Annotated in this window: 33 protein-coding genes; 5 read left to right on the top strand and 28 right to left on the bottom strand. The window is 74.1% G+C overall.

Going from position 1 to position 25,271, the window contains the following annotated elements; genetic code table 11:
• Positions 1-5: 5 nt before the first annotated feature.
• The 9 genes from ABQ292_RS02450 to ABQ292_RS02410 all read right to left on the bottom strand — a co-directional run bounded on the left by ABQ292_RS02450 (position 6) and on the right by ABQ292_RS02410 (position 9,224).
• Positions 6-1,241 carry an alpha/beta fold hydrolase gene (locus tag ABQ292_RS02450; RefSeq protein WP_369202852.1) on the bottom strand — a complete coding sequence of 412 codons (1,236 nt, stop codon included), beginning with the start codon at positions 1,239-1,241 and terminating at the stop codon, positions 6-8.
• Positions 1,241-2,380, bottom strand: a complete 1,140-nt coding sequence (alr, locus tag ABQ292_RS02445) for an alanine racemase (protein ID WP_369202850.1) — start codon at positions 2,378-2,380, stop codon at positions 1,241-1,243. Before alr ends, ABQ292_RS02450 begins: the two co-directional genes overlap by 1 nt.
• On the bottom strand, positions 2,377-3,855 hold the full coding sequence (locus ABQ292_RS02440; RefSeq protein WP_369202848.1) for an NAD(P)H-hydrate dehydratase: 1,479 nt from the start codon (positions 3,853-3,855) through the stop codon (positions 2,377-2,379). Before ABQ292_RS02440 ends, alr begins: the two co-directional genes overlap by 4 nt.
• The gene (locus ABQ292_RS02435) at positions 3,852-4,244 is read right to left on the bottom strand and encodes a holo-ACP synthase (RefSeq protein ID WP_369202846.1); all 393 of its coding nucleotides are present in this window, start codon (positions 4,242-4,244) and stop codon (positions 3,852-3,854) included. Before ABQ292_RS02435 ends, ABQ292_RS02440 begins: the two co-directional genes overlap by 4 nt.
• A gap of 86 nt (positions 4,245-4,330) precedes the next feature.
• On the bottom strand, positions 4,331-6,199 hold the full coding sequence (glmS, locus tag ABQ292_RS02430) for a glutamine--fructose-6-phosphate transaminase (isomerizing) (RefSeq protein WP_369202844.1): 1,869 nt from the start codon (positions 6,197-6,199) through the stop codon (positions 4,331-4,333).
• A gap of 140 nt (positions 6,200-6,339) precedes the next feature.
• A complete protein-coding gene (gene glmM / locus ABQ292_RS02425) occupies positions 6,340-7,683 on the bottom strand; it encodes a phosphoglucosamine mutase (protein ID WP_369202842.1) in 1,344 nt (447 codons plus the stop codon).
• 11 nt (positions 7,684-7,694) lie between these two features.
• Positions 7,695-8,114, bottom strand: a complete 420-nt coding sequence (rpsI, locus tag ABQ292_RS02420; protein WP_369202840.1) for a 30S ribosomal protein S9 — start codon at positions 8,112-8,114, stop codon at positions 7,695-7,697.
• Positions 8,111-8,554, bottom strand: a complete 444-nt coding sequence (rplM, locus tag ABQ292_RS02415) for a 50S ribosomal protein L13 (RefSeq protein WP_369202838.1) — start codon at positions 8,552-8,554, stop codon at positions 8,111-8,113. Before rplM ends, rpsI begins: the two co-directional genes overlap by 4 nt.
• Before the next feature lie 169 nt (positions 8,555-8,723).
• The gene (locus ABQ292_RS02410) at positions 8,724-9,224 is read right to left on the bottom strand and encodes a beta-class carbonic anhydrase (RefSeq protein WP_369202836.1); all 501 of its coding nucleotides are present in this window, start codon (positions 9,222-9,224) and stop codon (positions 8,724-8,726) included.
• Between the two features lie 87 nt (positions 9,225-9,311).
• Here ABQ292_RS02410 and moeA point away from each other — a divergent pair, with 87 nt between their 5' ends.
• The 3 genes from moeA to ABQ292_RS02395 are packed head-to-tail and all read left to right on the top strand — an operon-like array spanning position 9,312 to position 11,475.
• Positions 9,312-10,514 (top strand): molybdopterin molybdotransferase MoeA, encoded by a 1,203-nt coding sequence (moeA, locus tag ABQ292_RS02405; protein WP_369202834.1) that lies wholly within the window; start codon positions 9,312-9,314, stop codon positions 10,512-10,514.
• The gene (gene moaC / locus ABQ292_RS02400; protein WP_369202832.1) at positions 10,511-10,984 is read left to right on the top strand and encodes a cyclic pyranopterin monophosphate synthase MoaC; all 474 of its coding nucleotides are present in this window, start codon (positions 10,511-10,513) and stop codon (positions 10,982-10,984) included. The genes moeA and moaC overlap by 4 nt, the downstream gene beginning before the upstream one ends.
• Positions 10,981-11,475, top strand: coding sequence for a MogA/MoaB family molybdenum cofactor biosynthesis protein (locus ABQ292_RS02395; RefSeq protein ID WP_369202830.1), 495 nt, complete (start codon positions 10,981-10,983; stop codon positions 11,473-11,475). Before moaC ends, ABQ292_RS02395 begins: the two co-directional genes overlap by 4 nt.
• A 65-nt stretch (positions 11,476-11,540) precedes the next feature.
• On the opposite strand, the gene fdhD is transcribed toward ABQ292_RS02395, so the two are convergent.
• Positions 11,541-12,371 carry a formate dehydrogenase accessory sulfurtransferase FdhD gene (fdhD, locus tag ABQ292_RS02390; RefSeq protein ID WP_369202828.1) on the bottom strand — a complete coding sequence of 277 codons (831 nt, stop codon included), beginning with the start codon at positions 12,369-12,371 and terminating at the stop codon, positions 11,541-11,543.
• Positions 12,372-12,412: 41 nt separating this feature from the next.
• Here fdhD and mobA point away from each other — a divergent pair, with 41 nt between their 5' ends.
• Together mobA and ABQ292_RS02380 are read left to right on the top strand one after the other, a co-directional pair.
• Positions 12,413-13,021 (top strand): molybdenum cofactor guanylyltransferase, encoded by a 609-nt coding sequence (gene mobA / locus ABQ292_RS02385; protein WP_369202826.1) that lies wholly within the window; start codon positions 12,413-12,415, stop codon positions 13,019-13,021.
• Positions 13,022-13,050: 29 nt separating this feature from the next.
• Positions 13,051-13,713: an NAD(P)H-binding protein gene (locus ABQ292_RS02380; protein ID WP_369202824.1), complete on the top strand. Its 663-nt coding sequence runs from the start codon at positions 13,051-13,053 to the stop codon at positions 13,711-13,713.
• A 7-nt stretch (positions 13,714-13,720) separates the two neighbouring features.
• Here ABQ292_RS02380 and truA read toward each other — a convergent pair whose 3' ends face one another.
• From truA to rpsH, 18 genes are all read right to left on the bottom strand, one after another.
• Positions 13,721-14,605, bottom strand: a complete 885-nt coding sequence (gene truA, locus ABQ292_RS02375) for a tRNA pseudouridine(38-40) synthase TruA (RefSeq protein WP_369202822.1) — start codon at positions 14,603-14,605, stop codon at positions 13,721-13,723.
• Positions 14,577-14,957, bottom strand: coding sequence for a hypothetical protein (locus ABQ292_RS02370; RefSeq protein WP_369202820.1), 381 nt, complete (start codon positions 14,955-14,957; stop codon positions 14,577-14,579). The genes truA and ABQ292_RS02370 overlap by 29 nt, the downstream gene beginning before the upstream one ends.
• On the bottom strand, positions 14,954-15,655 hold the full coding sequence (gene rplQ, locus ABQ292_RS02365; RefSeq protein WP_369202818.1) for a 50S ribosomal protein L17: 702 nt from the start codon (positions 15,653-15,655) through the stop codon (positions 14,954-14,956). Before rplQ ends, ABQ292_RS02370 begins: the two co-directional genes overlap by 4 nt.
• A gap of 200 nt (positions 15,656-15,855) precedes the next feature.
• On the bottom strand, positions 15,856-16,932 hold the full coding sequence (locus ABQ292_RS02360) for a DNA-directed RNA polymerase subunit alpha (protein WP_369202816.1): 1,077 nt from the start codon (positions 16,930-16,932) through the stop codon (positions 15,856-15,858).
• Between the two features lie 140 nt (positions 16,933-17,072).
• Complete coding sequence (gene rpsD / locus ABQ292_RS02355) at positions 17,073-17,699, bottom strand: 30S ribosomal protein S4 (protein WP_369202814.1); 627 nt, start codon at positions 17,697-17,699, stop codon at positions 17,073-17,075.
• Between the two features lie 35 nt (positions 17,700-17,734).
• On the bottom strand, positions 17,735-18,142 hold the full coding sequence (gene rpsK / locus ABQ292_RS02350; RefSeq protein ID WP_091380976.1) for a 30S ribosomal protein S11: 408 nt from the start codon (positions 18,140-18,142) through the stop codon (positions 17,735-17,737).
• Positions 18,143-18,243: 101 nt separating this feature from the next.
• Entirely contained in the window at positions 18,244-18,624 is a 381-nt protein-coding gene (gene rpsM / locus ABQ292_RS02345; protein WP_012950457.1) for a 30S ribosomal protein S13, read from the bottom strand.
• Positions 18,625-18,638: 14 nt separating this feature from the next.
• Positions 18,639-18,752 carry a 50S ribosomal protein L36 gene (gene rpmJ / locus ABQ292_RS02340; RefSeq protein WP_012950458.1) on the bottom strand — a complete coding sequence of 38 codons (114 nt, stop codon included), beginning with the start codon at positions 18,750-18,752 and terminating at the stop codon, positions 18,639-18,641.
• Between the two features lie 73 nt (positions 18,753-18,825).
• Entirely contained in the window at positions 18,826-19,047 is a 222-nt protein-coding gene (infA, locus tag ABQ292_RS02335) for a translation initiation factor IF-1 (protein ID WP_012950459.1), read from the bottom strand.
• Between the two features lie 384 nt (positions 19,048-19,431).
• Positions 19,432-20,235 (bottom strand): type I methionyl aminopeptidase, encoded by an 804-nt coding sequence (map, locus tag ABQ292_RS02330; RefSeq protein WP_369202810.1) that lies wholly within the window; start codon positions 20,233-20,235, stop codon positions 19,432-19,434.
• A 71-nt stretch (positions 20,236-20,306) separates the two neighbouring features.
• Positions 20,307-20,906 carry an adenylate kinase gene (locus ABQ292_RS02325; protein WP_369202808.1) on the bottom strand — a complete coding sequence of 200 codons (600 nt, stop codon included), beginning with the start codon at positions 20,904-20,906 and terminating at the stop codon, positions 20,307-20,309.
• Positions 20,906-22,216, bottom strand: a complete 1,311-nt coding sequence (gene secY / locus ABQ292_RS02320) for a preprotein translocase subunit SecY (protein ID WP_369202806.1) — start codon at positions 22,214-22,216, stop codon at positions 20,906-20,908. The genes ABQ292_RS02325 and secY overlap by 1 nt, the downstream gene beginning before the upstream one ends.
• A 176-nt stretch (positions 22,217-22,392) precedes the next feature.
• Positions 22,393-22,836 (bottom strand): 50S ribosomal protein L15, encoded by a 444-nt coding sequence (gene rplO / locus ABQ292_RS02315; RefSeq protein WP_369202804.1) that lies wholly within the window; start codon positions 22,834-22,836, stop codon positions 22,393-22,395.
• 1 nt (position 22,837) lies between these two features.
• Entirely contained in the window at positions 22,838-23,041 is a 204-nt protein-coding gene (rpmD, locus tag ABQ292_RS02310; protein WP_369202802.1) for a 50S ribosomal protein L30, read from the bottom strand.
• Position 23,042: 1 nt separating this feature from the next.
• Positions 23,043-23,657 (bottom strand): 30S ribosomal protein S5, encoded by a 615-nt coding sequence (gene rpsE / locus ABQ292_RS02305; RefSeq protein ID WP_072919083.1) that lies wholly within the window; start codon positions 23,655-23,657, stop codon positions 23,043-23,045.
• 64 nt (positions 23,658-23,721) lie between these two features.
• Positions 23,722-24,144 (bottom strand): 50S ribosomal protein L18, encoded by a 423-nt coding sequence (gene rplR, locus ABQ292_RS02300; protein WP_369202952.1) that lies wholly within the window; start codon positions 24,142-24,144, stop codon positions 23,722-23,724.
• On the bottom strand, positions 24,144-24,683 hold the full coding sequence (rplF, locus tag ABQ292_RS02295) for a 50S ribosomal protein L6 (RefSeq protein WP_369202800.1): 540 nt from the start codon (positions 24,681-24,683) through the stop codon (positions 24,144-24,146). Before rplF ends, rplR begins: the two co-directional genes overlap by 1 nt.
• A 14-nt stretch (positions 24,684-24,697) precedes the next feature.
• Positions 24,698-25,102, bottom strand: a complete 405-nt coding sequence (gene rpsH, locus ABQ292_RS02290; protein ID WP_438940561.1) for a 30S ribosomal protein S8 — start codon at positions 25,100-25,102, stop codon at positions 24,698-24,700.
• Positions 25,103-25,271: the final 169 nt, after the last annotated feature.

The raw sequence follows: 25,271 nt of genomic DNA, 5'->3' as shown, positions 1-25,271 counted from the left end.
GGGCCTCAGTCCTGCGGGCGGCCGGCGGTCTCGGCGGCGACCCGGCGCAGCAGCCCGGTCAGCGCCCGGGTCACCTCGTCGGGCTTCTCCAGCGTCACCAGGTGACCGGCCTCCGGGACGACGACGTACTCGACCCGGCCCTCGCCCACCCCCCCGAGGTGCTCGACGAGCAGGTCGCTGTGCGCCTTGGGGATCATCTTGTCCTGGTCGCCGGTCAGCACGAGGACGGGCACCCGAGCCAGGGGCGCCAGCGCGCCGGTCTCGTCCAGGCCGGTCAGCGCCGGGTAGAACTCCGCGATCACGTCGACCGGGGTGCCGGCGATCATCGCGTCCACGTAGCGGCCCAGCCGCGGGTCGACGTCGGCGGAGGCGAACGACAGCGAGCGGGTGATCGCGCTGACCACCTCGGCGACCAGCTTGCGGGTGCGCTCGGCGAAGGCCGGCCGGCGGCGCATCGTGTAGGCGGCGAACGGCAGGACGGCGGCCCGCACGCGGGTCAGGAACTCGGGCATGCCGAAGTCGAGGTCGGCGAGGTTGCCGCTCGACGTCGACACCAGGGCGACGCCGACCACCTTGGGGCCGAACAGCTCGGGGGCGACCTCGGCCAGGCCCATGATCGTCATGCCGCCCATGGAGTGTCCGATCAGCACGACCGGGCCCGAGGGCGCCCGCGCCGCGAGCACGCTGGCCAGGTCGTGGGCCAGCTGCTCGACGGTCGAGTGCTCGGCCGGCCCGCGCGAGGACGAGCCGTGCCCGCGCTGGTCGTAGAAGACCAGCCGGGCGTCGGGCCGGTGGCCGTTGGCGGTGGCCAGCGTGGCGGCCAGGGACCGCCGCTGGTAGGTCCACGACGCCATCGACAGCGTGTAGCCGTGCACGAAGACGACGGTCAGCGGCGCGTCGAGCGGGCCGATCTCCTCCACCGCCAGCAGCACGCCGTCGTCGGCCTGCACCAGCGCCGTGCGGTCGGCCCGCCGCGCCGCGGCGCCGAGCGGGTCGTCCTCGCGCAGGTCGGCGTCGCTGGCGCCCTCGGGCAGGGCACCGGCGGGGCTCAGCCGGTCGGCGCGCACCCGCCGGGTGGCGATGCGCGCGACCGTGACGCCGACCGCCGTCGTCGCGGCCACCAGGCCCACGACGGCCCCGGCGACCCCGACCACCGGGTGGCGCGACAGCGCGTCGGCGACCCCCGACCGCGCCGGCGTCGCCTGCTCCCCGGCGGACCCGGGCCTCCCCCACCGTGCCATCAGACCGCCCCCGCAGTCCCGACGTAGCGGCGGGTGAAGCGCCCGCCGACCCGGGTGACCAGCTCGTAGTGGATGGTGTCGACCGCGTCGGCCCACTGCTGCGCGGTCGGCTCGCCCCGGTCGCCAGGCCCCCACAGCACGACCTCGTCGCCCGGCGCGACCTCGGCGTCGCCGACGTCGAGCACGAACTGGTCCATGCACACGCGCCCGGCGATCGTGCGCTGGGCGCCGGCGGCCAGCACCGGCGCGCGGTTGCCCCCGGCCCGCGGCACGCCGTCGGCGTAGCCGACGGGGACGAGTACCAGGGTGGTCTCGCGCTCGGGCGTGTAGGTGTGCCCGTAGGAGACGCCGACGCCGGCCGGTACCCGCTTGGTCAGCGCGGCCGCGGCGCGCACGGTCATCGCCGGCCGGAGCCCGTGCACGGCGGGGTTCCCGCCGAGCGGGTCGAGGCCGTAGACGGCGATCCCCGGGCGGACCATGTCGTACCAGGTCTCGGGCAGCGCGACGGTGGCCGCGGAGTTGGCCAGGTGCAGCCGGGCGTCGGTCAGCCCCGCCCGGCGGGCGATCGCCACGGCCTCGTCGAACAGGCGCACCTGCGCGCCGATCGTGGGGTGGGTCGGCGCGTCGGCGTAGGCCATGTGGCTCCACAGCCCGACCACGCTGAGGTCGCCGTCGGTCCGGGCCCGTGCCGCGGCGTCGACCAGCGCGGGCCAGGCGGCTTCGGTGGCGCCCTCCCGGGACAGTCCGGTGTCGGCGCACAGGTGCAGCCGGGCGGGGCGGCCGGTGGCGCGGGCGGCCTCGACCACCTCGGCCAGCGCCCACTCGGCGTTGACCGACACCTCGACGTCGGCGGTGAGCGCGGCGGCGTAGTCGGTGCCGGGCCGGTGCAGCCAGGCCAGCACCGGGACGGTGATCCCGGCGGCCCGCAGCGCGAGGGCCTCCTCGAGCACGGCGACGCCGAGCGCGTCGGCCCCCCCGGCCAGCGCCGCCCGCGCGGCGGGCACCAGGCCGTGGCCGTAGCCGTCGGCCTTGACCACCGCCATCAGCGGCCGGCTCACCCGGTCCCGGAGCGCAGCCGTGTTGGCCGCGATCGCGTCGAGGTCGACGACCACCTCGGCCCCGTCCGCCCTGTCGCTCACGCCTCCGAGTCTCGCAGGCCCCCGGTCCCCGGCTCGCGCACCCGGCCGACCGTCTCGGGCAGCCGCCGCACCAGGTCGCCCGCGATCAGCGGCCCGCGCTCGGCGGCCAGCTGCCCGGTGCGGCCGTGCAGGTGGGCGGCGGCCGCGGCGGTCTCCGCGGCGGGTGTGCCGGTGGCCAGCAGCGCGCCGAGGATGCCCGCCAGCACGTCGCCGGTGCCGGCGGTGGCCAGCTCCGAGGTGCCGGTGGCGTTGACGTACGCCGTCCCGTCGGGAGCGGCGACGACGGTGGCGTCCCCCTTGAGCAGCACGACGGCGCCGAGCTCGGCGGCCAGCCGGCGGGCACTGCCGACCCGGTCGGCGTCGACCGGGACGCCGAAGCGCTCGAACTCGCGGTCGTGCGGGGTGAGCACGGTGGGCGCGTCCCGGCCGCGGACGAGGGCGGGCTCGCGGGCGGCCATCGTGAGCGCGTCGGCGTCCACCACCACCGGCAGGTCGGTGGCCAGCACCTCGGCGAGCACGCTGCGCGCGTCGTCGTCGGTGCCCATGCCCGGGCCGGCCACCCAGGCCTGCACGCGGCCGGCGTCGGCCGGCCGGCCGTCGGTGACGATCGCCTCGGGCCAGGCCGCGCGGACGCCGTCGCCGGCCGTCCCGGCGTAGCGGACCAGCCCGGCGCGGGTGCGCAGCGCCGCGCCGGTGCACAGCACCGCGGCACCCGGGTAGGTCGCCGAGCCCGCGACGACGCCGACCACGCCGCGGGAGTACTTGTCGTCGCCCGGCTCCGGGGGCTGCAGGTGCGCGGCGACGTCGGCGTCGGTGAGCTGGTGCGCCCGCGGCGGGGCCAGGTGCGGGCCGAGGCCGATGTCGACCAGGTGCACGGTGCCGGCGTACCCGCGCCCGTCGCCGACGACGAGGCCGGGCTTGACGGCGCCGAAGGTGACCGTGTGCAGCACGGGGAACGCCGCACCCTCGACCGCGCCGGTGTCGGCGTCCACGCCGCTCGGCACGTCGACGGCGACGGTCAGCCCCGGGCCCGTCGCGGCCCGCTCGGCCAGTGCCGCGGCGGCCGGCCGCAACCCGCCCCGGCCGCCGATGCCGACGATCCCGTCGAGCACCAGGTCGGCGCGGTCGAGCCCGTCGGGACCCTCGGGTCCGGTCACCCGGCCGCCGGCGCGGCGCAGTGCGGCGAGCCCGGCGGGGTGCGCGCGGCCGGGGTCGAGCAGGACGGCGGTCACCCGGGCGCCGCGGGCGGCCAGGTGCGCACCGGCGAACAGCGCGTCACCGCCGTTGTTGCCGCCGCCGACCAGCACGGTGACCCGCACGCCGTGCGCCCGGCCGAGCCGCCGCAGGCAGACGGTGGCCAGGCCGGTGGCCGCTCGCCGCATGAGCGCGCCCTCGCGGGTGCGGGCCAGCAGCACGTCCTCGGCGGCGCGGACCTCGGCGGCGCGGACCTCGGCGGCGGTGGACAGGCCGATCACGGCCGCCTCCCCCGCGCGATGCCGCTCTCGGCGATGACGACGGCGGAGGCGATCCCGCCGTCGTGGCTGAGCGAGACGTGCCAGCGGGTGACCCCCAGCTCGGCGCCCCGCTCCGCGATGCTGCCCCGCACGTCCAGGTGCGGCCGGCCGCGCTCGCCGACGACGACCTCGGCGTCGTGCCAGCGCAGGCTGGCAGGGGCGCCGAGCGCCTTGGCCAGGGCCTCCTTGGCGGCGAACCGTGCGGCCAGCGACTCCGGGCTGCGGTCACCGCCCGACGGCGTCCGCTGCTCGGCCTCGGTGAACAGCCGGTCGCGCAGACCCGGGGTGCGGGTGAGCGACTCCGCGAAGCGGGCCACGGGGACCACGTCGATCCCGACCCCGACGATCACCGGCTCAGTCTGCCCCAACCGTGCTGGAACGGCCCCGTCCAGAGGCTCACCCCGAGCCTGCGAGGGGTGAGGGGGACGGGGTCCTTCTATTCGACGGTGACGCTCTTGGCCAGGTTGCGCGGCTGGTCGACGTCGTGGCCGCGGGCGGCGGCGATCTCGCAGGCGAGCACCTGCAGCGGCACCGTCGTGAGCACCGGCGCGAGCAGGGTCGGCGTGCGCGGCACGCGGACGAGGTGGTCGGCGTACGGGACGACGTCCTCGTCGCCCTCCTCGGCGATCACGACGGTGCGCGCCCCGCGGGCACGGACCTCCTGGATGTTGGAGACGACCTTGTCGTGCACCGACTCCCGGCTGCGCGGCGACGGGACGACGACCACCACCGGGGTGCCCTGGTCGATCAGCGCGATCGGGCCGTGCTTCAGCTCACCCGCGGCGAAGCCCTCGGCGTGGATGTAGGCGAGCTCCTTGAGCTTGAGCGCACCTTCCAGGGCCACCGGGTACCCGACGTGCCGGCCGAGGAACAGGATCGTGTCGGCGTCGGCGAGGGACCGGCCCAGCTCGCGGACCGGCTCCATGCGGCCCAGCACGACGCTCACCTCGTCGGGCAGCCTGCGGATGTCCTCGACGATCGCGGCCACCTCGTCGGCGTACTTGATGCCGCGGATCTGGGCGAGGACGAGGCCCACCAGGTAGCAGGCGACGACCTGGGCGAGGAACGCCTTGGTCGAGGCGACGGCGATCTCCGGCCCGGCGTGGGTGTAGAGGACGGCGTCGGACTCCCGCGGGATGGTGGAGCCGTTGACGTTGCAGATGGCCAGGGTGCGGGCCTTCTGGTCGCGGGCGTGCCGCAGCGCCATGAGCGTGTCCATCGTCTCGCCGGACTGGCTGATGACGACGACCAGCGTGGAGCGGTCGAGCACCGGGTCGCGGTAGCGGAACTCGCTGGCCACCTCGACCTCGACCGGGATGCGGGTCCAGTGCTCGATGGCGTACTTGGCGATCAGCCCGGCGTGGAAGGACGTGCCGCACGAGACGACGAAGATCTTGTCGATGTCGCGCAGCTCCTGGTCGGACAGCCGGACCTCGTCGAGCAGCAGCCGGCCGTCGTCGCCCAGCCGGCCGAGCAGGGTGTCGGCGACCGCCTGCGGCTGCTCGGCGATCTCCTTGAGCATGAACCAGTCGTAGCCGCCCTTCTCGGCGGCGGCGGCGTCCCAGTCGACGGTGTAGGCGACCGGCTCGACGGCGGTGCCGTGGAAGTCGGTGACCGTCAGCCCGCGGGTGCGGTCGATCTCGACGACCTGGTCCTGGCCGAGCTCGCGGGCCTCGCGGGTGTGCGCGATGAAGGCCGCGACGTCGGAGCCGAGGAAGTACTCGCCGTCGCCGACGCCCACCACGAGCGGGCTGTTGCGCCGCGAGGCGACCAGCGTGTCGGGCTCGTCGGCGTGCGCGGCGACGAGGGTGAAGGCCCCCTCCAGCCGGCGGCTGACCGCCCGCAACGCCTCGGCCAGCCGGTCGGGACCCGCCGGCAGCTCGTCGTAGGCGCGGGCCAGCAGGTGCGCGGCGACCTCGGTGTCGGTCTCGGAGCGGAACTCGGTTCCCGCGTCCTCGCACTCGGCGCGCAGCGCGGCGAAGTTCTCGATGATCCCGTTGTGGATCACCGCGACCCGGCCGTCCGCGGACAGGTGCGGGTGGGCGTTGCGGTCGGTCGGGCCGCCGTGGGTGGCCCACCGCGTGTGCCCGATGCCGAGCGTCGACGCCGGCAGCGGCTGGTCGGCAAGGACCTTCTCGAGGTTCGCCAGCTTGCCCGCCTTCTTGGCCGTGCTCAGCTCAGCCGCGCCGTCGACCCGGACGGCCACCCCGGCGGAGTCGTACCCGCGGTACTCCAGCCGGCGCAGACCCTCCAGGACGACCTCCAGGGCGTCCTTCGAGCCGACGTAACCCACGATGCCGCACATCCCTCGGAGGTTACCGGCAGAGGCGGACCGATCCGTCCTGTCCGCGCCGTGTCACCGTCGCCGGACACCGCCGCCCCACCAGTCCCACGGCTCCGACCGGGGTGGCCGGGGCCGGGGCCGTCCCGTGGGAGGGGGTCCCGTCAGCCGACGGCGGCGACGACGGCGGCCAGGCGCTGGGCGATCGCGTCGGCCTGCTCCTGGGTGGGCGCCTCGACCATCACGCGCACGAGCTGCTCGGTCCCCGAGGGACGCAGCAGCACGCGGCCGTCGTCCCCGAGCTCCTCCTCGACGGCGTTGACCGCGCCGGCCACCTCGTCGCTCTCGACGACGGCGATCCGGTCGCGCACCGGCACGTTGACCAGGATCTGCGGCAGCCGCACGACCACGGAGGCGAGCTCGGCGAGCGACGCGCCGGTGGCGTGCAGGCGGGAGAGCAGCGACAGGCCGGTCAGCAGGCCGTCGCCGGTGGTGGCGTGGTCCAGGAAGACGAGGTGCCCGCTCTGCTCGCCGCCCAGGCTCAGCCCGCGGGCGCGCAGCGCCTCGAGCACGTAGCGGTCGCCGACCGCGGTGGTGTGCACCGCGATGCCGGCGTCGCGCATGGTGTGGTGGAAGCCCAGGTTGCTCATCACCGTGGCGACGACGGTGTCCTGCGCCAGCTCGCCGCGCTCCTTGAGGCCCAGCGCGCAGACCGCGAGGATCGCGTCGCCGTCGACGACCTCGCCGTCGGCGGTGACCGCCAGGCAGCGGTCGGCGTCGCCGTCGTGCGCGATGCCGAGGTCGGCGCCCAGGCTGCGCACCGCGTCCTTGAGCGGGCCCAGGTGGGTGGAGCCGATGCCGTCGTTGATGTTCCAGCCGTCGGGCTCGCCACCGATGACGGTGACGTCGGCCCCCGCACGGCGGTAGACGTCGGGTGCGCAGGCGGCGGCGGACCCGTGCGCGCAGTCGACGACCAGGCGCAGCCCCGGGACGGGGGCCGGCAGTGTCGCGAGCAGGTGTGCGGTGTAGTCCTCGGTGCCGCCGGCGAGGTCGCGGACCCGGCCGACGCCGTCCCCGGTGGGCCGGGGCCCGGGGCCGTCACCGGCGAGGACGGTGCGCTCGATGGCGGCCTCGACCGCGTCGGGCAGCTTGTGGCCGCCGCGGCTGAACAGCTTGATGCCGTTGTCGGGCATCGGGTTGTGGCTCGCCGAGATCATGACGCCGAGGTCGGCGCCGGTCGAGGCGGTGAGGAAGGCGACGGCGGGGGTGGGCAGGACGCCCACGCGGAGCACCTCGGCACCCGCGCTCGCCAGGCCCGCCACGACGGCGGCCTCGAGCATCTCCCCGCTGGCGCGGGGGTCACGGCCGACGACCGCGACGGGACGCCGGGTCCCGTCGCGGTCGGCGAGCACGCCGGCGGCCGCGCGGGCCACCGAGAGAGCCAGCTCCGGCGTGAGGTCGGCGTTGGCCCGACCCCGGACGCCGTCGGTCCCGAAGAGGCGACCCACGGCCGTACCGGTCAGCGCTTCGAGTACTGCGGTGCCTTGCGGGCCTTCTTGAGCCCGTACTTCTTGCGCTCGGTGACCCGGGCATCGCGGGTGAGGAAGCCGGCCTTCTTCAGGGCCGGACGGTCGTCGGCCTCGACCTCGACGAGGGCGCGGGCGATGGCCAGGCGCAGCGCACCGGCCTGCCCGCTGACGCCGCCGCCGTGCAGGATGCCGACGACGTCGTACTGCTCGCCCTTCTCCAGGATCACGAACGGCTCACGGATGAGCTGCTGGTGGACCTTGTTGGGGAAGTACTGCTCGAGGGTGCGGCCGTTGAGGCGGAACTGGCCGGTGCCGGGGAGGAGCCGCACGCGGACGATGGCCTCCTTGCGGCGACCGACGGTCTGGACGGGACGCCCCTCGGCGTCGGTCACGTTCAGGGCGGAGGTCACTGGGCCACCTGCTTGATCTCGAAGGTCTGGGGCTGCTGAGCGGCGTGCGGGTGCTCCGGCCCCGCGTACACCTTCAGCTTCTTGATCATCTGCCGGCCGAGGCTGTTGTGCGGCAGCATGCCCTTGACGGCGCGCTCCACGACCCGGTCGGGGTGGGTGCGCAGCTGGTCACCGACGTTGATCGCGCGCAGACCGCCCGGGTAGCCGGAGTGCCGGTAGGCCGTCTTCTGGTCCCGCTTGGAGCCGGTGAGGGCGATCTTGCCGGCGTTGACGACGACCACGAAGTCGCCGACGTCCACGTGCGGTGCGAACTGCGGCTTGTGCTTGCCGCGCAGCAGGGTCGCGACCTGGCTGGCGAGTCGACCGAGCACCACGTCGGTGGCGTCGATGACGTGCCACGCCCGGGCGATCTCGCCGGGCTTGGGTGAGTACGTGCGCACGGCGCTCGTGTCCTCCGTCGTCGTCGGGGCGGCTGGTGGGATCGCCTCACCGAGCACGGGAGACGCCGACGGCACGCGCGCACCAGCCGGCGGCCGCGCACCAGCCGACGACGATACCAGCCGGTCACCACGGGCCGGCCGGCCGCTCAGCCGTCGACGAGGTCCGCTGTCACGCTCCCGGCGCCGGCTCCACCCGGTGCAGTCGGCCGGTGGTGACGTCGTAGACGGTCCCGCAGATCTCCTTGGAGAGCAGGAACGGGCTCTCCTGCAGCAGCCGGATCGACTCGCGGACGTCGTCGTCGGCGTCGGTGAAGGCCCGCGCCGGCCACGGCGGGCGGACGCCGGTGGCCTGCTCGACGAGGTCGGCGAAGGCGGCGTCGTCGGTCTTCTGCAGCCCGCAGTCGGTGTGGTGGACCAGCACGATCTCGCGGGTGCCGAGCAGGTGCTGGGAGATGGTCAGCGACCGGATGGTGTCGTCGGTGACGACGCCGCCGGCGTTGCGGATGACGTGCGCGTCGCCGACGGCCAGGCCCAGCAGCGGGAACAGCGGCATCCGCGAGTCCATGCAGGCGACGACGGCGACCTTCCGTGCCGGCGCCACGGGCAGCTCGCCGCGGAAGTCGCGGGCCCACTCCTCGTTGGCGGCCAGCATCCGCTCGTACTCGGGCATGCGCTCTCCTCCGGGTCCGTGTCGGGCACGGCTAGCCAACCACCTGCCCCGGGAGCCGCCCACCGGGCCATCGGCCAGGATGGCCGGGTGCGCACGGTCGAGGAACACCAGGCGGTCGTGGCCGCCCTGCTCGCGCCGCTCGGCGAGGAGGAGGTGCCGCTGGCCGCGGCGCACGGCCGCGTCCTGGCGCGGGACGTGCCGGCGAGCGTGCCGCTGCCGGGCTTCGACAACTCGGCGATGGACGGCTACGCCGCCCGCTGGGCCGAGGTCGGCTCCGCGGGTGAGCGCCCCGTGCGGCTGCCGGTCGCCGACGACGTCCCCGCCGGGCGCACCGACGTCGTCCCGCTGGCGCCGGGCACGGTCCAGCGGATCATGACCGGGGCGCTGCTGCCGCCGGGCACCGACGTGATCGTCCCGGTGGAGCTCACCGACGCCGCCACCGACGTGGTCGAGATCCGCGGTGCTCCCGCCGCCGGCACCCACCTGCGCCACGCCGGGGAGGACATCACCGCCGGCGCGGTCGCCCTGCAGGCCGGCACCCCGCTGGGCGCCGCGCAGCTCGGGCTGGCCGCCGCCGTCGGGGCGCGGACCCTTCCCGTCCGCCGGCGTCCGCGGGTGCTGGTGCTCTCCACCGGCAGCGAGCTGGTCGAGCCCGGCGAGCCGCTGCTGCCCGGTCAGGTGTACGAGTCCAACTCGCTGCTGCTGTGCGCCGCCGTCGAGGACGCCGGCGGCACCGCCCGGCGGCTGCACTTCGTGCCCGACGACGTCGACCAGTTCCTCACCACCGTGCGCGCCGAGCTGGCCGAGGCCGACCTGCTGGTGACCAGCGGCGGCGTCAGCGCCGGCGCCTACGAGGTCGTCAAGGACGCCTTCCGCACGCTCGGCACCGTCGAGTTCGGCAAGGTGGCCATGCAGCCCGGCGGCCCCCAGGGAGCCGGCACCGTGGACGGCGTCCCGGTGGTCACCCTCCCCGGCAACCCGGTGAGCTCGTTCGTGTCCTTCGAGGTCTTCGTCCGGCCGGCGCTGCGGCGGGCCCTCGGCCACGCCGCGCCCGACCGGCTGCGCGCGCCGGCCGCCCTGACCGCGCCGCTGCGCTCCCCCGCCGGCCGGCGCCAGTTCCTGCGCGGCCGCTACGACGCCGGGCAGGTGTCCCAGGTCGGCGGCCCCGGCTCGCACCTGGTCGCCCACCTGGCGCGCGCCAACTGCCTGGTCGTCGTACCCGAGGACGTCACCGAGCTGCCCGCGGGCGCCCGGGTGGACGTCGTCCTGATCGAAGGAGCGCTCCAGTGAGCGAGCCCCGGCTCACCCACGTCGACGAGGCCGGCGCCGCCCGGATGGTCGACGTCTCCGCCAAGCCCGTCACCGCCCGCGAGGCCACGGCCGCCGGGCGGGTGCTGGTCAGCCCCGAGGTGGTCGCCCTGCTGCGCGGGCAGGGGGTGCCCAAGGGGGACGCCGTCGCCGTCGCCCGGATCGCGGGGATCGCCGGGGCCAAGCGGACGCCGGACCTCGTGCCGCTGTGCCACCCGATCGCGCTGCACGGCGTGACCGTGGACGTGACCGTGGCCGACGACGCCGTCGAGATCACCGCGACCGCGCGCACCGCCGACCGCACGGGCGTGGAGATGGAGGCGCTGACCTCGGTCGCCGTCGCCGGCCTGACGGTCATCGACATGGTCAAGGCCGTCGACCCCCGGGCGTCGATCACCGACGTCCGGCTGCTGGCGAAGTCCGGCGGCAAGAGCGGCGAGTGGCGGAGATGAGCGAGCTCCCGCCCGGCGCACGGGCCGTCGTCGTCACCGCGTCCAACCGCGCCTCGGCCGGGGTCTACGAGGACCGCAGCGGGCAGGCGCTCGCCGAGGGGCTCCGGTCGCTCGGCTTCGAGGTCGAGGGGCCGCACGTGCGCCCGGACGACGTCGAGGCGCTGGTCGCCGTCCTGCGGGACGCCGTGGCCTCCGGCGCCGACGTCGTCCTCACCACCGGCGGCACCGGCCTGTCCCCCACCGACGTCACGCCCGAGGCGACCCGCGCGGTGGTGGAACGCGAGGCGCCCGGGCTGGCCGAGGCCGTCCGGCGGTACGGGGAGTCGACGGTGCCGACGTCGGTGCTCTCCCGGGGCCTGGCCGGGACCGCCGGGCGCACGCTGATCGTCAACCTGCCCGGCTCCACCGGCGGCGTGGCGGACGGGCTCGCCGTCCTCGGCCCGCTGCTGCCGCACGTGGTGAGCCAGCTCCGCGGGGGCGACCACTCCTGAGGAAGGACCCCGCTGCCCCCCTCACTCGCAGGCTCGCGGCGGGACCCTGCAGTGGGGCCGGACGCTCAGTCCGGCAGGACGATGCGCTCCTGACGCGTGTAGACGTTGCAGCCGTCGCCACGGAGGAAGCCGACCAGGGTGATGCCGACGTCGGCGGCCAGCTCCACGGCCAGCGAGGACGGCGCCGACACCGCGGCCAGCACGGGGATGCCGGCCATCGCGGCCTTCTGGGTCAGCTCGAAGCTCGCCCGGCCGCTCACCATGAGCACGTGCCCGGTCAGCGGGACCCGTCCCTCGCGCACCGCGTCGCCGATCACCTTGTCCACGGCGTTGTGCCGGCCGACGTCCTCGCGGAGCACCACCAGCTCGCCGTCGGCGGTGAACAGGCCCGCGGCGTGCAGCCCGCCGGTGCGGTCGAACACCTCCTGGGCGGCGCGCAGCCGGTCCGGCATCGCCAGCAGCGTCGCGAGCTCCAGCCGGGTGGCGTCGGCGGCGACGTCGTGCCGCGTGCGCGTGCGGATCGCGTCGATGCTGGCCTTGCCGCACACCCCGCACGAGCTGGAGGTCAGGAAGTTGCGGTCCAGCGCGGTGTCGGGCGGCTGCACGCCGGGCGCCAGGTCGACGTCGACGACGTTGTAGGTGTTGCGTCCCTCGGCGTCGACGGAGTTGCAGTACCGCAGCCCGGCGACGTCCTCGACGCCCGCGATGACGCCCTCGGTGGCCAGGAAGCCGTGCACGAGGTCGAAGTCCGCGCCCGGGGTGCGCATGGTGACCGCCAGCGGCGTGCCGGCCAGGCGGATCTCCAGGGGCTCCTCGGCGGCCACCGTGTCCGGCCGGGTGGTGCGCACGGGACCCCGGATGCGGAGGACCGGGGTGCGGCTGGTGACTCGTCCCACGATCAGCGACGGTACCCACGTCCGGCCCCTACGGTCCTCCTGTGACCCGGCCGCCGGACCCGCTCCCGCCCTACGCGGCGGTGGTGCTCGCCGGTGGCCGCGCGGCCCGGCTCGGCGGTCGGGCGAAGCCGCAGCTCGAGGTGGGTGGCCGCACGATGCTCGCCGCGGCGCTGACCGCGGTCGCCGACGCGTCGCCCCGGGTCGTCGTGGGCCCGCCCCAGCCGGTGCCCGACGGCGTCCTCGTCGTCCGCGAGCAGCCGCCGGGAGGCGGACCGGTAGCCGCGCTGCGGGCCGGGCTGGCCGCCGTCGACACCGACGTGGTCGCCGTCCTCGCCGGTGACCTGCCGTTCGTCCCGGCACAGCTGGTCCGCGAGCTGCGCGAGCGGCTGACCGGCGACGGCGTGCTCGTCGTCGACGACACCGGCCGCGACCAGCTGCTGCTCGGGGTCTGGCGCACCGCGGCCCTGCGGACGGCGCTCGGCGGCGCCGGCGGCCCCACCTCGGTCCGCCGGCTGGTCGCGCCCCTGTCGGTGACCCGGTACCGCCCCGACCGCGAGCCGGGGCGGCCCGCACCGTGGACCGACTGCGACACCCCGGCCGACCTCGCCCGCGCCCGGGCCGCCGCCGCGGAGGAGCCCCACCGGGGGTGACCGCACCGGCCCGCGGGTAGGCAGCGGCCATGCGCGTCGCCATCGCCGGTGCCCACGGACAGATCGCCCGCCGCCTCGGCCGCCTGCTGGCCGGACGCGGTGACGCCGTCCTCGGCATCGTCCGCAACCCCGACCACGCCGCCGACCTCGAGGCCGACGGCGTGACGCCCGTGGTGCTCGACCTGGAGTCCGCGTCCGTCGACGAGGTGGCCGACGCCGTCCGCGGCTCCGACGCGGTCGTCTTCTCCGCCGGGGCCGGGCCGGACAGCGGGGCGGCGCGCAAGCACACGGTCGACCGCGGCGCCGCGGTGCTGCTCGCCGACGCCGCGGAGCGCGCCGGTGTCCGCCCGTACCTGCTGGTGTCCTCGATGGGCGTCGAGCAGGCCCGCCAGGGCACGCCGAAGGGCATGGACCCGGTGTTCGCCGTCTACCTGCAGGCCAAGCTGGCCGCGGAGGACAGGATCCTCCCGCGACCGGGTCTGGACACGGTCATCGTCCGGCCCGGGCGGTTGACCGACGAGCCGGGCACCGGCCGGGTGACCCTGGCGCACGGCGTCGAGTACGGCGAGGTCCCCCGGGACGACGTCGCCGCGGTCCTGCTCGCCCTGCTCGACGCCGGCAAGACCGACGAGGTCGTGGAGCTGGTCAGCGGGGACACCCCGATCGACGAGGCGGTCGCCGCGCTGCCCTGAGCCGCGTTCAGGCCCGCCGGGCGCGGGTGACCCGGGCGCGGGCGGCGAGGTCGGCGTCGGCCGGGTAGTCGACCCGCACCAGCGTGAGCCCGCCCGCGGGAGCGACGCCGACCTCGTTCACCCGCTCCCGGCGGGTCAGCAGGCCGGCCGGCCACTCGGGTGGCCGGCGGCCCTCCCCCACCGCCAGCAGCGCGCCGACGAGGCTGCGGACCATCGAGTGGCAGAAGGCGTCGGCCGATGCCGATACGGTCACCAGGTCACCCGCTCGGGCCACGGCCAGCCCGAGCAGAGTCCGGATCGTGGTCGCCCCCTCGCGGCGGCGGCAGAACGCGGCGAAGTCGTGCTCGCCGAGCAACAGGCCCGCCGCCCGGTCCATCGCCGCGGCGTCCAGGCGGCGCGGCCAGCCGACGGTGTCGGCCCGGCGCAGCGGCGGCGGCCCACCGTCGGCGTCGGAGAGCCGGTAGACGTAGTGCCGGGCCAGCGCGGCGAAGCGGGCGTCGAAGTCCGGCGGCGCCTCGTCGACGGCCGGGACGGCGACGTCGGGGGGCAGGACTCCGCGCAGCCGGCGCACCAGCCGCCCCCGCTGCTCCTCCCAGACCTCGCGGGGGACGTCGGCGTGCGCGACCTGCCCGGTGGCGTGCACGCCGGCATCCGTGCGCCCGGCGACGGTCAGCTCGACCGGGCAGCGCAGCACCCGCGCGAGCGCCTCCTCCAGCTCGCCCTGCACGGTGCGCCGACCGGGCTGGCGGGCCCAGCCGGACAGCGCCGTCCCGTCGTAGGCGACCTGCAGCCGGAGACGGACGAGCCCGCCCCCGGGGCCGGGAGCGGGCTCGTCGTCGTGCGCGGTGGTGGTCAGCGACCGCTCACCGGGGGTCGGGTGCGGAGTCGCCACCGGGGGCGTGGGTGCCCGCGCTCGCGGCGTCCCCCATCTCGGCGGCCTCGATCTCGGCGGCCGCGGCGGCGGCGACGTCCGGCGACAGCGACGGGTCGTCGACCACGGCGGTGTTCTCCGCGCGCGGCTGTGGGGTGACGTCGCCGTCGTCGAGACGGTCGCCGTCGGGGGTGAAGACGTCGGTGACGACCTGCTGGGCCTCGTCGGTGACGCTGCCGTCGGTCACGGCCGGGGAGGTGTCCCCGCCGGGTCCGGTGGTCTCGCCCTCGAAGGTCGCCCCCTGGTCACCGCCGCTGGCGGGGACCCCGACGGCGCCGGCGTTGCCGCCCTCGCCCGGCCGGCGGTCGGTCACCGGGCGCCGCCGGTGTCCGCGGCGTCGCCCGGGGACTCGGCGTCGCCCGGGGACTCGGCGTCAGCGGCCACGACCTCGTCGGCAACGGGCTCGTCGGCGGCGGGCTCGTCGGCGGCCACGGCCTCGTCGGCGGCGGCCTCGTCGGCGGCCACGGCATCCGCGGCGGTGGCCTCGTCGGCGTCCTCGTCGACGGCGACGGGAGCGGCGTCCGCGGCGGGGGCGTCGGCGGCCTCGACGGCGTCGGCGGTGACCTCACCGGCGGCGGAGGCGGCACCGGCGCCGGCGGCGAAGCGGGTGCCCCGGGCGCGCTCGGCCTCGCCGACGGCCTCCTGGGCCACGGTGGCGCCCTCGACCAGCTCGATGACCGCCATGGGGGCGTTGTCGCCCTTGCGGGGGCCCACCTTGGTGATGCGGGTGTAACCGCCCGGACGGTTCTCGTAGCGCGGACCGATCTCGGCGAACAGGTGGTGGACGACGTCCTTGTCGCGGATGACCGTCATCACCTGGCGCCGGGCGTGCAGGTCGCCCCGCTTGGCGAAGGTGACCAGCTTCTCGGCGTACGGGCGCAGCCGCTTCGCCTTGGTCTCGGTGGTGGTGATCCGCCCGTGCTCGAACAGCGACGTGGCCAGGTTGGCCAGCATCAGCCGCTCGTGCGACGGGGAACCGCCGAGACGGGGGCCCTTGGTGGGGGTGGGCATGTCGGTCCTTCCTCACGCGGCCGGGCGGGCGGGTGCCGGCTGCATCCAGGTGGTGCGTCGTCGCTGATCGGTGTGGCGGGCGGGGCCAGTGTGCGCGGCTCCGCAGACGGACCGGGCGGCGGGTCGCCCCGCCGCCCGGTGCGGCCCCGCTGCAGGGTCCCACCGCGAGCCTGCGAGCGGTGGGGGGCAGCGGGGTCCTGCTAGAGCTGCTCGGTCTCCTGGAAGGAGCCGTCGTCGTACTGGACCTGGCCGTACTCGGTGCCGTACTCGGCGGTGCCGTGGTAGGCGTCGGTCTCGTAGCCCTCGTCGTAGCTCTCGACCGAGGTCGGGATGAACCCGGGCGGGCTGTCCTTGAGCGCCAGGCCCATGGCCGCCAGCTTCATCTTGACCTCGTCGATCGACTTGGCCCCGAAGTTGCGGATGTCGAGCAGGTCGGCCTCCGAGCGGGTGACCAGCTCGCCGACGGTGTGCACGCCCTCGCGCTTGAGGCAGTTGTAGGACCGGACGGTGAGGTCCATGTCCTCGATCGGCATCGAGAAGTTCGCGATGTCGGCGGCCTCGGCCGGGCTGGGGCCGACCTCGATGCCCTCGGCGTCCACGTTGAGCTCGCGCAGCAGGCCGAACAGCTCGACCAGGGTCGACCCGGCGCTGGCGATGGCGTCACGCGGGGCGATCGACGGCTTGGTCTCGACGTCGACGACGAGGCGGTCGAAGTCGGTGCGCTGCTCGACGCGGGTGGCCTCGACGCCGTAGGTGACCTTGAGGACCGGCGAGTAGATCGAGTCGACCGGGATGCGGCCGATCTCCTGGCCGGGCTGCTTGTTCTGCGGCGCCGGCACGTAACCGCGGCCCCGCTCGACGACCAGCTCGACCTCGAGGCGGCCCTTGCCGTTGAGGGTGGCGATGTGCAGGTCGGGGTTGTGCACCTCGACGCCGGCCGGGGGCGCGATGTCGGCGGCGGTGACCTCACCGGGGCCCTGCTTGCGCAGGTACATGGTCACCGGCTCGTCGGAGTCGGAGCTGACCACGAGACCCTTGAGGTTCAGGATGATCTCGGTGACGTCCTCCTTGACCCCGGGCACGGTGGTGAACTCGTGCAGGGTCCCCTCGATCCGGATGCTGGTCACAGCAGCACCGGGGATCGAGGACAGGAGCGTCCGGCGCAGCGAGTTGCCGAGGGTGTAGCCGAATCCGGGCTCCAGCGGCTCGATGACGAACCGCGAGCGCTGCTCGGAGATGGTCTCCTCGGTCAGCGTGGGGCGCTGTGCGATGAGCATGGTGGGGTTCTCCTCAGATTCCTCCGGCGACCGCCATATGACGCCGTGAGGGGGGTGGTGCGGGCCCCGGCGGACATCCGTCCGCCCGCCGGAGCCGGCCTGGTGCAGGGACCGGGGTCCCTGCACCAGGCGGCGAGCTGCTACTTGGAGTAGAGCTCGACGATCAGCTGCTCCTGGACCGGGGTGTCGATCACCTGGCGGGCCGGGACGCTGTGCACGACGGCGCGCAGCTGGCCGCCGATGACCTCCAGCCACGGCGGCACGGGACGCTCGCCGGCGCGGGCCTGGGCGATCTCGAAGGGCACCATGCGGCGCGACTTCTCGGCGACCTCGACGATGTCGTTGGCGCTCACGCGGTAGGACGGGATGTCGACCTTGCGGCCGTTGACCCGGATGTGGCCGTGCTTGACCAGCTGGCGGGCCATGTCGCGGCTCTCGCCCCAGCCGGCCCGGTACACGACGTTGTCCAGTCGCGACTCGAGGATCTGGAGCAGGACCTCACCGGTCTTGCCCGTCTTGCGGTTGGCCTCTTCGTAGTAGCCGCGGAACTGCTTCTCGAGGACGCCGTAGATGCGGCGGGCCTTCTGCTTCTCGCGCAGCTGCAGGAGGTACTCGCTGTCCTTGCTGCGGCCCCGGCCGTGCTCGCCCGGCGGGTAGGGCCGGATCTCGATCGGGCACTTCGGGGACTCGCACTTGCTGCCCTTGAGGAACAGCTTCATCTTCTCGCGCCGGCACATGCGGCAGTCGGCTCCGGCGTAACGGGCCACGTCAGGTACTCCTCGTCAGTCTCGTCTGTGGCCGGTCAGACCCGGCGGCGCTTCTTGGGGCGGCAGCCGTTGTGCGGCTGCGGGGTCACGTCCTGGATCTGCCCGACCTCGAGGCCGGTGGCCTGCAGCGAGCGGATCGCGGTCTCACGGCCGGAGCCGGGGCCCTTGACGAAGACGTCGACCTTGCGCATGCCGTGCTCCTGCGCCTTGCGCGCGGCGTTCTCCGCGGCCATCTGAGCGGCGAAGGGCGTCGACTTGCGGGAGCCCTTGAAGCCGACGTGGCCGGCGGACGCCCAGCTGATCACGTTGCCGGTGGGGTCGGTGATCGACACGATCGTGTTGTTGAACGTGCTCTTGATGTGCGCGGCGCCGTGGGCGACGTTCTTCTTCTCCTTGCGGCGGACCTTCTTGGCACCAGCCGCGGTGCGAGCCCTGGGAGGCATGTCTCTCCGGTTTCCTTCTGGACGATCAGTGGCCAGGTACGGCTCGTCGCGCGCTCGTCGCTCCCGCCCTCACGGGTCGCCGCGACGGCGCGCGCACGGCCTTACTTCTTGCCGGCCTTCTTCTTGCCGGCGATGGTCTTGCGCGGGCCCTTGCTCGAGCGCGCGTTGGTGCGGGTGCGCTGACCGTGGACGGGCAGCCCGCGGCGGTGACGCAGCCCCTGGTAGCAGCCGATCTCCACCTTGCGGCGGATGTCGGCGGCCACCTCGCGGCGCAGGTCACCCTCGACGCGGAAGTGCTCGTCGATGTAGTCGCGCAGCCTCAGCAGGTCCTCGTCGCCGAGGTCCCGGACACGCAGGTCGGGGCTGACGCCCGTCGCGGCCAGGGTCTCCTTGGCGTGGGTCTTGCCGATGCCGTAGATGTAGGTGAGCGCGATCTCCATCCGCTTGTCGCGGGGGAGGTCGACGCCGGCCAGTCGTGCCATGTCCAGGTACTCCCTCAGCCCTGCCGCTGCTTGTGGCGGGCGTTGTCGCAGATGACCATGACCCGGCCGTGCCGGCGGATCACCTTGCACTTGTCGCAGATCTTCTTCACCGACGGCTGGACCTTCACCGGTGCCGCCCCTCATTCCTGTCGATCGATGGCCGCCCGCACGGCACCCGGAGGTGCCCCGCGTGGGCGGCGGTCACTTGTAGCGGTAGACGATGCGACCGCGGGTCAGGTCGTAGGGCGAGAGCTCCACGACGACGCGGTCCTCCGGCAGGATGCGGATGTAGTGCTGTCGCATCTTGCCGCTGATGTGGGCGAGCACCCGGTGTCCGTTCTGCAGCTCGACCCGGAACATCGCATTGGGCAGCGGCTCGACGACGCGACCCTCGACCTCGATGGCCCCGTCCTTCTTCGCCATGCCCGACACGGCCTCCCTGACTCGGTGGTGCTCACGGTGTGGTGCTGAGTCGCGTGCGACCATGCCGGAGCCCGGCGAGGTCGTGCGCGGTGGATGCAGAACAGGTGGTGCAGACGCTCCCGCGAGGGCGTCCTGCGCCGAGCGGCCACAGCACGACGACAGGACGGCGCGAACGCCGTCGTTCACTGTACCCCGCGGCGACGGGGCTCTCCAACCCGGCCTCGGTCACATGCAGGACCCTCTGTCCCACCACCCGCGCGCTCGCCGCGGGCGCCCCGTCCCGGGTCCCACCCCGAGCCCGCGAGGGGTGGGTGGGGAGGACGGTGGACCCCCTGCAGGGGGCCCGCCGCGAGCCTGCGAGCGGTGGGGGGCAGGGGTCCTTGCTCAGGTGCGGGGGGTGATCCCGAAGGGCGCCAGCCCGGCGGCGCCGCCGTCCTCGGCCGTGAGGACCCACGGTCCCTCGGGCGTGATGGCGACGGTGTGCTCGAAGTGGGCGGCCCGGGAACCGTCCTTGGTGACCACGGTCCAGCCGTCCTCGAGCTCGACGGTGGCCGGGTCGCCCACGGTCACCATCGGCTCGATGGCCAGGACCAGGCCGGGGACCAGCCGCGGCCCACGACCGGGCCGCCCGTAGTTGAGGACGTGCGGGTCCTGGTGCATCTCGGTGCCGATGCCGTGGCCGCCGTAGTGGTCCACGATGCCGTAGGGGTGCGTCTCGGCGGTGACGACCGACTCGACCGCGGCACTGATGTCGGTCAGCCGGCCACCGGCGACGGCACGGGCCAGACCGGCCCACATCGACCGCTCGGTGACCGCCATCAGGGCGGCGTCCGCGGCCGACGGCGGCCCGACGGTCACGGTGACCGCGGAGTCGCCGTGCCAGCCCTCGAGGATCGCGCCGCAGTCGATCGAGATGTTGTCGCCCTCGGCGAGCGCCCGCTGCGGGTCGGGGATGCCGTGGACGATCTCGTCGTTGATCGACGCGCAGATGCTCCCGGTGAAGCCGTGGTAGCCCAAGAACGACGGGATCGCCCCCGCGGAGCGGATGGTGTCCTCCGCGATGGCGTCGAGCTCACCGGTGGTCACCCCCGGTCGCACGGCGGCGCGCACGGCCGAGATGGCCTGCGCGACGACGAGACCGGCTCCGCGCATCAGCTCGATCTCGTGCGGCGTCTTGATCTGGATCATGCGTCCACTCCACTTCGCCAGCAGCGGGAGGCGGGTGAGGATCCCGGCCGACATCGGCGGTGCCGTCCCCCTCAGCTGTCGTCCGACTGCCCGGGCTGCCCCAGGGCGGTCATCGCGCGGGCGGTGACCTCCTCGATGGTCCCGATCGCGTCGAACTGCGCGAGCAGTCCCTCGGCGTCGTAGAACCCCGAGAGAGGGGCGGTCTGTGCCCGGTACACCTCGAGACGGTGCCGGACCGTCTCGGGCTTGTCGTCGTCGCGCTGCACCCACTCGCCGTCGACGAGCATGCGGCGCCCGGACAGCCGGCGCACCAGCTCGTCCTCGTCGACGACGAGCTCGAGCACGCAGTCGAGGTGCTGCCCCAGCTCGTCCAGGGAGGCGCGCAGCTGCTCGGCCTGGGCGATGGTGCGCGGGAAGCCGTCGAGCAGGAACCCGGCCTTGGCGTCGGGCTCGGCCAGGCGGTCCTTGACCATGGCGACGGTGATCTCGTCGGGCACCAGGTCGCCGGCGTCCATGTAGGCCTTCGCCTGCCGGCCCAGCTCGGTCTGCCCGCTCACGTTGGCACGGAAGATGTCGCCGGTCGAGATGGCCGGCACCCCGAGCCGGCCGGCGATGATCTGGGCCTGGGTCCCCTTGCCCGCCCCCGGGGGGCCGAGCAGCACGACGCGCACTACTTCAGGAACCCTTCGTAGTTGCGCTGGTTGAGCTGCGTCTCGATCTGCTTCACGGTCTCCAAGCCCACTCCCACCATGATGAGCACTGCGGTCCCGCCGAACGGGAAGTTCTGGTTGGCTCCCTGCTGCGTGATCGACAGGAAGAAGTTGGGCAGCACCGCCACGATCCCGAGGTAGATCGACCCCGGCAGGGTGATCCGGGACAGCACGTACTGCAGGTACTCCGCCGTCGGCCGGCCGGGGCGGATGCCGGGGATGAAGCCGCCGTAGCGCTTCATGTCGTCGGCCCGCTCCTCCGGGTTGAAGGTGATCGACACGTAGAAGTACGTGAAGAACACGATCAGGCCGAAGTACAGCGCGACGTGCACCGGGCTGCTCTGGTCGATGACGTAGTTCTCGAAGAACTGGCGCACCGGGCCGGTCTCGTCGCCCTGCAGCTGGGTGATCAGCTGCGGCAGGTAGAGCAGGGACGAGGCGAAGATGACCGGGATGACACCGGCCTGGTTCACCTTCAGCGGCAGGTAGGTCGACGTCCCGCCGTACATCCGGCGGCCGACCATGCGCTTGGCGTACTGCACCGGTATGCGCCGCTGGGCCTGTTCGACGTAGACCACCGCACCGATGATCAGCAGGGCGAAGGCGCAGACGACGGCGAAGACCACGCCGCCGCGGGTCTGCAGGATCGAACCGCCCTCGGCCGGGATGCGCGCCGCGATCGAGGTGAAGATCAGCACGGACATGCCGTTGCCGATGCCCTTCTCGGTCAGTAGCTCGCCCAGCCACATGATGACGGCGGTGCCGGCGGTCAGGGTGATGACCAGGACGATCGTCGACCAGATGCTGTCCGACGGGATGATGTCCTGCTGGCAGCCGGGGAAGAGCTGGCCGCTGCGGGCCAGCGCGATGATGCCGGTGCTCTGCAGGATCGCCAGGGCGATCGTCAGGTAGCGCGTGTACTGGGTCAGCTTGGCCTGACCCGACTGGCCTTCCTTCTTCAGCTGCTCGAAGCGCGGGATGACCACGACCAGCAGCTGCACGATGATGCTGGCGGTGATGTAGGGCATGATCCCGAGCGCGAACACCGACAGCCGCAGCAGCGCGCCGCCGGAGAACAGGTTCACCAGCGAGTAGACGTCCCGCTGGTCGGAGGCCTGCGCCTGCTCGAGGCAGCTGTTGATGGCCTCGACCGAGACACCGGGACCGGGGATCGCGGCACCCAGCCGGTAGACGGCGATGATCGCCAGGGAGAATAGCAACTTGCGCCGGAGGTCTGGCGTCCGGAACGCCGCGGCGAACGCCTGCAGCACGTGCCCTCCCCTGCTCGGTCGGATGAGGTTAGCAACGACGAAGGACCCCTGCCCCCCACCACTCGCGAGCTCGCGGCGGGGCCGGGCAGGGGGCCGCATCCGGCCCGCCCTCGGAGCGGCGGACCGGGCAGCAGACGACCCCCGGGGTGCTGGTGCACCCCGGGGGTCGTCGTCGCTCAGATGCGGGTGGTGCTGCCCCCGGCCGCGACGACCTTCTCGGCCGCCGAGCCCGAGAAGGCGTGCGCGTGGACGTGGACCTGGACGCCGCCGAGGTCCCCGGTGCCGAGGACCTTGACCGGCTGACCGCGGCGGACGGCGCCCGCTGCGGCGAGGGAGTCGGGGTCGACGTGCCCGCCCTGGGGGAAGAGCGCCGCGATCCGGTCGAGGTTCACGACCTGGAACACGACCTTGTTGTTGTTCTTGAAGCCGGACATCTTGGGCAGCCGCATGTGCAGCGGCGTCTGGCCGCCCTCGAAGCGCGGGGAGGTGTTGCCGCGCGCCCCGCTGCCCTTGGTGCCGCGACCGGCGGTCTTGCCCTTGGAGCCCTCACCCCGGCCGACGCGCGTCTTGGGGGTGTGGGCGCCCGGGGCCGGACGCAGGTGGTGGACCTTGAGAGTCATGTCAGAGCCCCTCCTCGCCTGTGACCCGGACCTCTTCGACGGCGACGAGGTGGGTCACCGTGGCGACCATCCCGCGGATCTCGGGACGGTCCTCCTGCACGACCGTGTCGTTGATCCGCTTGAGGCCCAGGGACCGCAGCGTCTGCCGCTGGTTGGGCTTCGTGCCGATCGCCGACCGGACCTGGGTCACCTTCAGCTGCGCCACGTCAGACCCCCTGACCCGCACGCGCCCGCAGCATGGCGGCCGGGGCGACGTCCTCGAGGGGCAGCCCGCGACGGGCGGCGATCTCCTCGGGGCGGACGAGGTCCTTCAGCGCCTGCATGGTGGCGTGCACGATGTTGATGGGGTTCGACGAGCCGAGGCTCTTGGACAGCACGTCGTGGATGCCCGCGCACTCCAGCACGGCGCGCACCGGGCCACCGGCGATGACACCGGTACCGGGGCTGGCCGGCTTGAGCAGCACGACACCGGCAGCGGCCTCACCCTGCACGGGGTGCGGGATGGTGCTGGCGATGCGCGGCACCTTGTAGAAGTGCTTCTTGGCCTCCTCGACGCCCTTGGCGATCGCCGCGGGCACCTCCTTGGCCTTGCCGTAGCCGACGCCCACGGTGCCGTCACCGTCGCCGACGATCACCAGGGCGGTGAAGCTGAAGCGCCGACCGCCCTTGACGACCTTCGACACGCGGTTGATGGCCACCACGCGCTCGATGAAGTTGCTCTTCTCGGCAGGCGCGCCGCCGGGCCCCCGCCCGCCGTCACGACGGTCGCGGCGGTCGTTACCGCCGCCGGCGCCGCCGCCGCGTCGCTGTGGTCCTGGCATCAGACGTCCCTCTCGATCTGCTGGTCGGCCGGGTGACCGGCCGAGTCGTGAGTCAGGCTGCTCATCAGAAGTCCAGCCCGCCCTCTCGTGCACCGTCGGCGAGTGCGGCGATGCGGCCCTGGTAGCGGTTGCCACCACGGTCGAACACGACCTTGGTGATGCCCGCGGCCGCGGCGCGCTCGGCGACCAGGCTGCCCACCCGGCGGGCCAGGGCGGACTTGTCGCCCTCGACGCTGCGCAGGCTGGCGTCCAGCGTCGAGGCACTGACCAGCGTACGGCCGACGGTGTCGTCGACGACCTGCACGTGGATGTGCCGCGAGCTGCGGTTGACCACCAGGCGCGGGCGCTCCGCCGTGCCGGCCACCCGCTTGCGGAGCCGGTTGTGGCGGCGCAGCCGCGAGACGCGGCGCGCGGTGCTGATGTCGGTGCCGACGGGCGTGTGCGCCCGGGCCACCTTCGCCCCGCTCTGTGAACTGGTCTGTGCCATCACTTACCCGTCTTCCCGACCTTGCGCTTCACGACCTCGCCCTGGTACCGGACGCCCTTGCCCTTGTAGGGGTCCGGCCGGCGCAGCCCGCGGATGTTGGCGGCCACCTGGCCGACCTGCTGCTTGTCGATGCCGGTGACACGCAGGCGCGTGGGCGACTCGACGGTGAACGTGATGCCCTCCGGCGCCCGCACGGGCACCGGGTGGCTGTAGCCGAGGGCGAACTCGAGGTCCGACCCGCGCGCCTGGACGCGGTACCCGACACCCACGATCTCGAGTGTCTTGGTGTAGCCCTCGGTCACGCCGGTGATCATGTTGGCGATCAGGGTGCGGGACAGGCCGTGCAGGGCCCGGCTCTCCCGCTCGTCGTCGGGGCGCTGCACCGAGAGGACGCCGTCCTCGCCGCGGGCGACCGTGATCGGCGTGGCGACGGTGTGCGCCAGCTCGCCCTTGGGGCCCTTCACGCTCACCGTCTGGCCGTCGACGGACACATCCACGCCGCTCGGCACGGGAATCGGCAGTCGTCCGATCCGTGACATCTCGCTCGCTCCTCTTACCAGACGTAGGCGAGGACTTCCCCGCCCACGCCCTTCTTGTTCGCCTGCCGGTCGGTCAGCAGCCCGGTCGAGGTGGAGATGATCGCCACCCCGAGGCCGCCGAGCACCTTGGGCAGGGCGGTGGACTTCGCGTAGACCCGCAGCCCCGGCTTGGACACCCGGCGCACCCCGGCGATGCTGCGCTCGCGGTTGGGGCCGTACTTCAGGTCGATCACCAGCTCCTTGCGGGTGGTGCCGTCCTTCTCGACCTCGGCGACGCGCCAGCCGGCGATGTAGCCCTCCTGCTGGAGGATCTCGGCGATGTGCGTCTTCAGCTTCGACGACGGCATCGCCGCCTGGTCGTGGTAGGCCGTGTTCGCGTTGCGCAGACGCGTGAGCATGTCCGCGATCGGATCGGTCATCGTCATGGGTGTCGTGCCTCTCTCGCCGCGGTTCCGCACGCGTCCCTCGCGTGGGCCTCTCGGCGACCGGTGGTGCTCAGGTCCCGTCCCGGCGGTCAGTCGCGGGGCGGGCGGTCAAGCGGCCCCGCTGCAGGGTCCCGTGCCGAGCGTGCGAGGCGCGGGGGCAGCG

The organism is Geodermatophilus maliterrae (genome assembly GCF_041018925.1).
GTDB classification, from domain to species: Bacteria; Actinomycetota; Actinomycetes; order Mycobacteriales; family Geodermatophilaceae; genus Geodermatophilus; species Geodermatophilus maliterrae.
This window is presented reverse-complemented; position numbering and strand designations above follow the sequence as displayed.